Origin of the sequence: Methylibium sp. T29 (assembly GCF_000576205.1) — a bacterium.
GTDB classification, from domain to species: domain Bacteria; phylum Pseudomonadota; class Gammaproteobacteria; order Burkholderiales; family Burkholderiaceae_C; genus Methylibium; species Methylibium petroleiphilum.
This window is the reverse complement of the sequence record NZ_AZND01000197.1, coordinates 1-6,251: the sequence shown is the minus strand read 5'-3', so window position 1 is coordinate 6,251 and position 6,251 is coordinate 1. Positions and strand designations below refer to the sequence as shown.

At 69.7% G+C, this 6,251-nt stretch carries 8 protein-coding genes; 7 read left to right on the top strand and 1 reads right to left on the bottom strand.

All coding sequences use genetic code 11. The annotated features are described in order from the left end of the window. The 6 genes from x551_RS17190 to x551_RS24595 all read left to right on the top strand — a co-directional run. Positions 1-651, top strand: a 651-nt coding sequence (locus tag x551_RS17190; protein ID WP_152543555.1) for a VWA domain-containing protein, incomplete at its 5' end; no start/stop codon positions are given. Positions 652-663: 12 nt separating this feature from the next. Further along, positions 664-1,206: a carbon monoxide dehydrogenase subunit G gene (locus x551_RS17185; protein WP_036235402.1), complete on the top strand. Its 543-nt coding sequence runs from the start codon at positions 664-666 to the stop codon at positions 1,204-1,206. A gap of 61 nt (positions 1,207-1,267) precedes the next feature. Beyond that, a complete protein-coding gene (locus x551_RS17180; RefSeq protein WP_310732277.1) occupies positions 1,268-1,591 on the top strand; it encodes a DUF1778 domain-containing protein in 324 nt (107 codons plus the stop codon). A 71-nt stretch (positions 1,592-1,662) separates the two neighbouring features. Then, positions 1,663-2,106, top strand: coding sequence for a GNAT family N-acetyltransferase (locus tag x551_RS17175; protein ID WP_231497790.1), 444 nt, complete (start codon positions 1,663-1,665; stop codon positions 2,104-2,106). A gap of 6 nt (positions 2,107-2,112) precedes the next feature. Next, complete coding sequence (locus x551_RS17170; protein ID WP_231497789.1) at positions 2,113-2,358, top strand: hypothetical protein; 246 nt, start codon at positions 2,113-2,115, stop codon at positions 2,356-2,358. 274 nt (positions 2,359-2,632) lie between these two features. Then, entirely contained in the window at positions 2,633-2,815 is a 183-nt protein-coding gene (locus tag x551_RS24595) for a hypothetical protein (RefSeq protein ID WP_231497788.1), read from the top strand. Between the two features lie 125 nt (positions 2,816-2,940). On the opposite strand, the gene mdeB is transcribed toward x551_RS24595, so the two are convergent. Further along, positions 2,941-5,634, bottom strand: coding sequence for an alpha-ketoglutarate dehydrogenase (mdeB, locus tag x551_RS17165; RefSeq protein WP_036249726.1), 2,694 nt, complete (start codon positions 5,632-5,634; stop codon positions 2,941-2,943). A 120-nt stretch (positions 5,635-5,754) separates the two neighbouring features. Here mdeB and x551_RS17160 point away from each other — a divergent pair, with 120 nt between their 5' ends. Then, positions 5,755-6,225, top strand: coding sequence for an Lrp/AsnC family transcriptional regulator (locus x551_RS17160; protein ID WP_036235395.1), 471 nt, complete (start codon positions 5,755-5,757; stop codon positions 6,223-6,225). Positions 6,226-6,251 lie beyond the last annotated feature (26 nt).

Below are 6,251 nucleotides of genomic sequence, written 5' to 3'. Positions count from 1 at the left end.
ACCGTGCAGGCGATGGCGCGCCACGGCGACGGCGGGCCGATGCACTGGCGCACGCCGCGCACGCGGCCGGCGCCGCTGGTGGTGCTGGCCGACATCTCCGGCTCGATGAGCCGCTACTCGCGCATGCTGCTGCACTTCGCGCATGCGATGGGCCGCAGCGGACTGCGGGTGCACAGCTTCGTGTTCGGCACGCGGCTCACGCCGATCAGCCGGCTGATGGCGCAGCGCGACCCCGACCTCGCGGTGGCGCAGGTGGTGCGCCGGGTGGACGACTGGTCGGGCGGCACGCGCATCACCGCCTGCCTGCACGACTTCAACCGCCACTGGTCGCGCCGCGTGCTCGGCGGCGGCGCCACGCTGCTGCTGATCTCCGACGGCCTGGAGCACGGCGACACCGACGCGCTGCGCTTCGAGATGGAGCGCCTGCACAAGAGCTGCCGGCGCCTGGTGTGGCTGAACCCGCTGCTGCGCTACGCCGGCTTCGAGCCACGCGCCGCCGGCATCCGCGCGATGCTGCCGCACGTGGACCACTTCCTGCCCGCGCACAACCTCGACAGCCTGGCCGACCTGGCGCGCGTGCTCGCCACCGCACCGGCGCCGCGCCGCCCGTCGCGCGCAGGCCCTTCCTTGCCCCTTCCCGTTCCGACCTGAGAGACCGCCGCCATGCAACTCACCAGCCAGCAAGTCCTGCCCGTTTCGCAAGCCATCGCCTGGGAGGCGCTGAACGACACCACCATCCTGCAGGCCGCGATCCCAGGCTGCGAGTCGATCACCGCGACCGGCGAGAACGCCTACGAGGTGGCGCTCACCGCCGCCATCGGCCCGGTGAAGGCGAAGTTCAAGGGCAAGCTGCTGCTGTCGGACCTGCAGCCGCCGACCTCCTACGTGCTCGCCTTCGAAGGCCAGGGCGGCCCGGCCGGCCACGGCAAGGGCCAGGCCACGGTGCGACTGGAATCGACCGGGCCGAACACCACGCTGCTGCACTACACCGCCAACGCCTCGGTGGGCGGCAAGATCGCGCAGATCGGCTCGCGACTGATCGACATGGCGGCGCAGAAGATGGCGGGCGAGTTCTTCACCGCCTTCGAGCAGCAGCTGGCGGCGCGCTATCCGGCGGCGGCGGAGGCGGCCGCGCCGGCCACCGAGGCGCCGGCCCAGGGGGTCTGGGCCCGCCTCGTGGCCTGGTTCAAACGCTTGTTCGGGTGAGGCCGCCTCGCTGATAGGGGGGAGTGCCTGCACAGAGGTCTCGCTTGTCGCGTACGGACATATGCCGTACATTGCGGTCAGGGAGACGACCATGACCAACCCAGAGACCCCCGAAGCGACCCGCGACGCCCGGCTCGAAGCCCGCGTGTCCGCGGCGCAGAAGAGCCTGCTCCAGCAAGCGGCGGCGCTTTCCGGCCGCACGCTGAGCGAGTTCGTCGTGGCCAGTGCGCAGGACGCAGCGCGCCGGGTGATCGCCGAGCACGAGGCTATCCGCCTTTCGCGCGAAGAGCAGTCGGCCTTCGTGCAAGCCCTGCTGAAACCGCCGAAGCCGAACGCGCGCCTCGAGCGCGCGGCCAAGGCCTATCGCCAAAGAACCGGCGCCTAGCCGGTGGCCTTGCCCCCATCACTGTCGAGCCGCTGGGCCGACAGCATGACCGAACGGCCTTCCACTGCGGCGTGGAGGCGCTCGACCGCTATCTCCAGCAACAGGCACGGCAAGACGCCGACAAGCGCGTTGCCGCACCGTTCGTCGCCGTCAGGCCGACTGACGGCCGAGTCCTCGGCTACTACACCCTGTCGGCCTCGGTGCTGACCCTCGGCGACCTGCCAGACGCATTGGCCCGCAAGCTGCCCCGCTACCCACAGCTTCCCGTCACGCTGCTCGGCCGGCTGGCCGTCGATCGATCCACCCAAGGCCAGGGACTCGGGGAGCATCTGCTGCTGGATGCCCTGCACCGCAGCCTGACCCACGCCGAGCAGATTGCCGCGATGGCGGTGGTGGTCGATGCCAAGGACGAAGCCGCCGCGGCGTTCTATCGGCACTACGGCTTTCTCACCTTGCAGACGCAGCCCAGCCGGCTGTTCGTGCCGATGCGCTCGGTCGCGCAGCTTCTGGGGTAGCCGGCGATGGAACTCATCGACAACATCAACCGCCTGCTGGGCGATGACCTCAAGCGCGCATTGAAGCCCGGCGCCCGCCTGAAGGTCGCTGCCTCGTGCTTCTCGATGTATGCCTTCGAGGCCCTGAAGGAGGAGTTGGAGCAGGTCGACGAACTGCACTTCATCTTCACGTCGCCCACCTTCATGGCCGAGGAAGTGACGGACAAGATCCGCAAGGAGTTCCACATCCCCAAGCTCAGGCCTGGGTCTTGAACTTGAGCTTCATTCGGTGTGGGGCCCGCTCTGTGCGGCCTTTCTGCTGTCTATCTGCCATGCGTGCGCTGCAGAAAGACCTAAGTTGTTGATTCTTAAATGGAATTTCGCAGAAAGGCGCTCGTGCGCAGCCCTGTTGTTTCTGCAGGCTGGTGCTTCCTTGCGGAGTACCCGGCCTCCGCAAGGCGCCTTGTGGAGCCTTAAACGTCGGTTGGACTCCACAACGCCGCCCTGGCCGATAGCGGCCGGCCCACCGCTTTGGGCAGGACAGCTCGTGGAACCAGCCTCCACACCGGCCGAGGGCTCGATGTCGTCGATGGAACTGCGAAAGATCGAAGAGACCAAGATCGCCTGCGCTCGGAAGTTCTTTGACCAGTTGAACCTGAAGCACGCACCGGAGAACGTGAAGTACGACGTCGTGAACAGCTTCGACAAGCTGATGGAGTTGGTGAAGTAGGCGCTCAGGCCGATCCATTTGTCGCGAGCGAAGCGCCGCGCTCGGGAAGCCGGCGAAGTGGCCCCGTCTGTCAGATCAGGACCTGACCGAATCCGCTGCTCTTGCTGAGGCTCTGGCGGTGCCCGCTATGCGCGGTGGCGCGCCTCAGCCCCGAGCCGCCCCGCCGCCTTCACCACCAGCTCCCGCGGCACGCTGCCCACATCGGCCAGTGCCTCCAGCGCCGCCAGCGCGATGTGCGCGCGGTCCACCTCGAAGTGGCGGCGCAGCTGCTCGCGCGTGTCGCTGCGGCCGAAGCCGTCGGTGCCCAGCGCCACGAAGCGCGAGGCTTCGGCGTAGGGCGCGATCAGCTGCGGCCAGGCGCGCACGTAGTCGCTCGCGGCCACCACCGGCGCCTTGCCGGCCAGGCATTGCGCCACGTGGCTGCGGCGGCGCGGCGCCTGCGGCTGCAGGCGGTTGTGGCGCTCCACCTCGATGGCCTCGCGCTGCAGCTCGCTGTAGCTGGTGGCGCTCCACACCTCGGCCTCCACGCCGTAGTCGTTGCGCAGCAGCTCGGCCGCCGCCAGCACCTCGCGCAGGATCGCACCCGAACCGAGCAGGCGCACCTGCGCGGCCTTCCTGCCCTGAGCCGGCCGGAAGCGGTACAGGCCCTTCAGCACGCCGGCCGCCGCGCCCTCGGGCAGCGAGGGGTTGGCGTAGTTCTCGTTCATCAGCAGCAGGTAGAAGAACTCGTCGGCCTGCTCCTCCAGCATGCGGCGCATGCCGTGCTCCACGATCACCGCCACCTCGCCCGCGAAGGCCGGGTCCCAGGTGCGGCAGTTGGGCACGGTCGACGCCTGCAGCGGGCTGGAGCCGTCCTGGTGCTGCAGGCCCTCGCCGCCCAGCGTGGTGCGGCCCGCGGTGGCGCCGAGCAGGAAACCACGCGCGCGCTGGTCGGCCGCGGCCCAGATCAGGTCGCCCACGCGCTGGAAGCCGAACATCGAGTAGTAGATGTAGAACGGCAGCATCGGCACGCCGTGCACGCTGTAGCTGGTGGCCGCCGCCACCCAGGAGCTCAGCGCACCGGCCTCGCTGATGCCCTCCTCCAGGATCTGGCCGTCGGTGGCCTCGCGGTAGCTGAGCACCGAGCCGATGTCCTCGGGCTCGTAGTTCTGGCCGAGGTTGGAGTAGATGCCGATCTGCTTGAACAGGTTGGCCATGCCGAAGGTGCGCGCCTCGTCGGCGACGATGGGCACGATGCGCGGGCCGAGCTGCGCGTCCTTCAGCAGCCCGGTGAGCATGCGCACGAAGGCCATCGTGGTGCTCATCTCCTTGCCGTCGGCGTTCAGCGCGAAGTCGCCCCAGCGCGCCACCGGCGGCACCGCCAGCACCGGCGCCTGCGCCACGCGCGCCGGGATGGGGCCGCCCAGCGCCGCGCGGCGCGCGTGCAGGTAGCGCATCTCGGGGCTGTCGTCGGCCGGCTTGAAGAATTCCAGGTTCGCCGCCTGCTCGTCGCTGAGCGGCAGCGCGAAGCGGTTGCGGAAGGCGATCAGGTCGTCGCGGTCGAGCTTCTTCTGCTGGTGGGTGGTCATGCGGCCCTGGCCGGCCTCGCCCATGCCGTAGCCCTTCTTGGTCTGCGCCAGGATCACCACCGGCCGGCCGCGGCACTGCATCGCCGAGTGGTAGGCGGCGTGGATCTTCACCATGTCATGGCCCCCGCGGCGCAGCCGGTCGATCTGCTCGTCGGTCAGGCCCTGCGCCAGCGCAGCGAGCTCGGGGGTCTGGCCGAAGAAGTGCTCGCGGTTGTAGCGGCCGTCCTTCGCGGCGAAGGTCTGGAACTGGCCGTCCACGGTGCCGGCGAAGGCCTTGCGCAGCGCACCGTGGGTGTCGCGCGCGAACAGGCCGTCCCAGTCGGAGCCCCACACCAGCTTGATCACCTGCCAGCCGGCGCCGGCGAACAGCGCCTCCAGCTCGTCGATGATGCGGCCGTTGCCGCGCACCGGGCCGTCCAGGCGCTGCAGGTTGCAGTTGATCACCCACGTGAGGTTGTCGAGCTTCTCGCGCGCGGCCAGCGTGAGCGCGCTCATGCTCTCGGGCTCGTCCATCTCGCCGTCGCCGAACACGCCCCAGACGCGGCGGCCCTCGGTCTGCAGCAGCCCGCGGTGCTGCAGGTAGCGCATGAAGCGCGCCTGGTAGATGGAGCTGATGGGACCGATGCCCATCGAGCCGGTGGGGAACTGCCAGAAGTCAGGCATCAGCCACGGATGCGGGTAGCTCGACAGGCCCTGCGCGCCGGCCGCCGGTGCCGCAAGCTCCTGCCGGTAGTGCGCGAGGTCGGCCTCGCTCAGGCGGCCTTCGAGGAAGGCACGCGCGTAGACGCCGGGCGCCGAGTGCGGCTGGTAGAACACCAGGTCGCCACCCTGCTGCGCGTTGCGCGCGCGGAAGAAGTGATTGAAGCCGACCTCGAACAGATCGGCCGCGCTCGCGTAGCTGGCGATGTGGCCGCCCAGTTCGCCGTAGGCCTGGTTGGCGCGCACCACCATCGCCAGCGCGTTCCAGCGCATCAGCGAGGCCAGGCGCTCCTCGATCGCCAGATCGCCGGGGAAGAGCGGCTGGCGCTCGACCGGGATGGTGTTGACGTAGGGCGAACCGCCGCCGCGCGGCTGCCAGGCGATGGCGGGCTCGCGGGCCTGCGCGGCCAGTTGGTCCAGCAGGAAACGCGCGCGCTCCGGCCCGGCGGCGGCCAGCACCGCGGCCAGCGCATCGCGCCACTCGGCGGTTTCGGCGGGGTCGGTGTCGGCGGCGGCGGCCTGGAACTGCAGGGGTTCGAACACTTGGGTCATGGCAAGGCTCCTCTGCCCTGCACTGTGCGCCTGCGGAGGCCGCAGATGCCACCGAAAGCCGGCGTCCTCCGCCCATTTACAGCACAAAATGCTGTGAACATTTAATTTTACGGCACGACGATGAAACCCGACGCCCTCGACCTGCGCATCTTGGCCGAGCTGCAGCGCGACAGCAGCCTCTCGAACGTGGAGCTGGCGCGCCGCGTGCACCTGTCGCCCTCGCCCTGCCTGGCGCGGGTGCGCGCGCTCGAGGCCGCCGGCGTGATCCGCCACTACGTCGCACTGCTCGACCCCACGCCGCTGGGGCTGCACCTCAACGTCTTCATCTCGATCAGCCTGAAGCAGCAGAACCGCGCCGCGCTGGAGGCCTTCGAGGCCAGCGTGTGCGCGCGCGACGAGGTGATGGAGTGCTACCTGATGACCGGCGACGCCGACTATCTGCTGCGCGTGGCGGTGGCCGACATGGCGGCGCTGGAGCGCTTCATCCTCGAGCAGCTGTCGCCGATCGCGCAGGTGGAGAAGATCCGCTCCAGCTTCGCGCTGAAGCAGGTGCGCTACAAGACCGCGCTGCCGCTGGCCGCCGGCAGCTGAGCGCCGCCGGGCACGGCCGCCGCGCG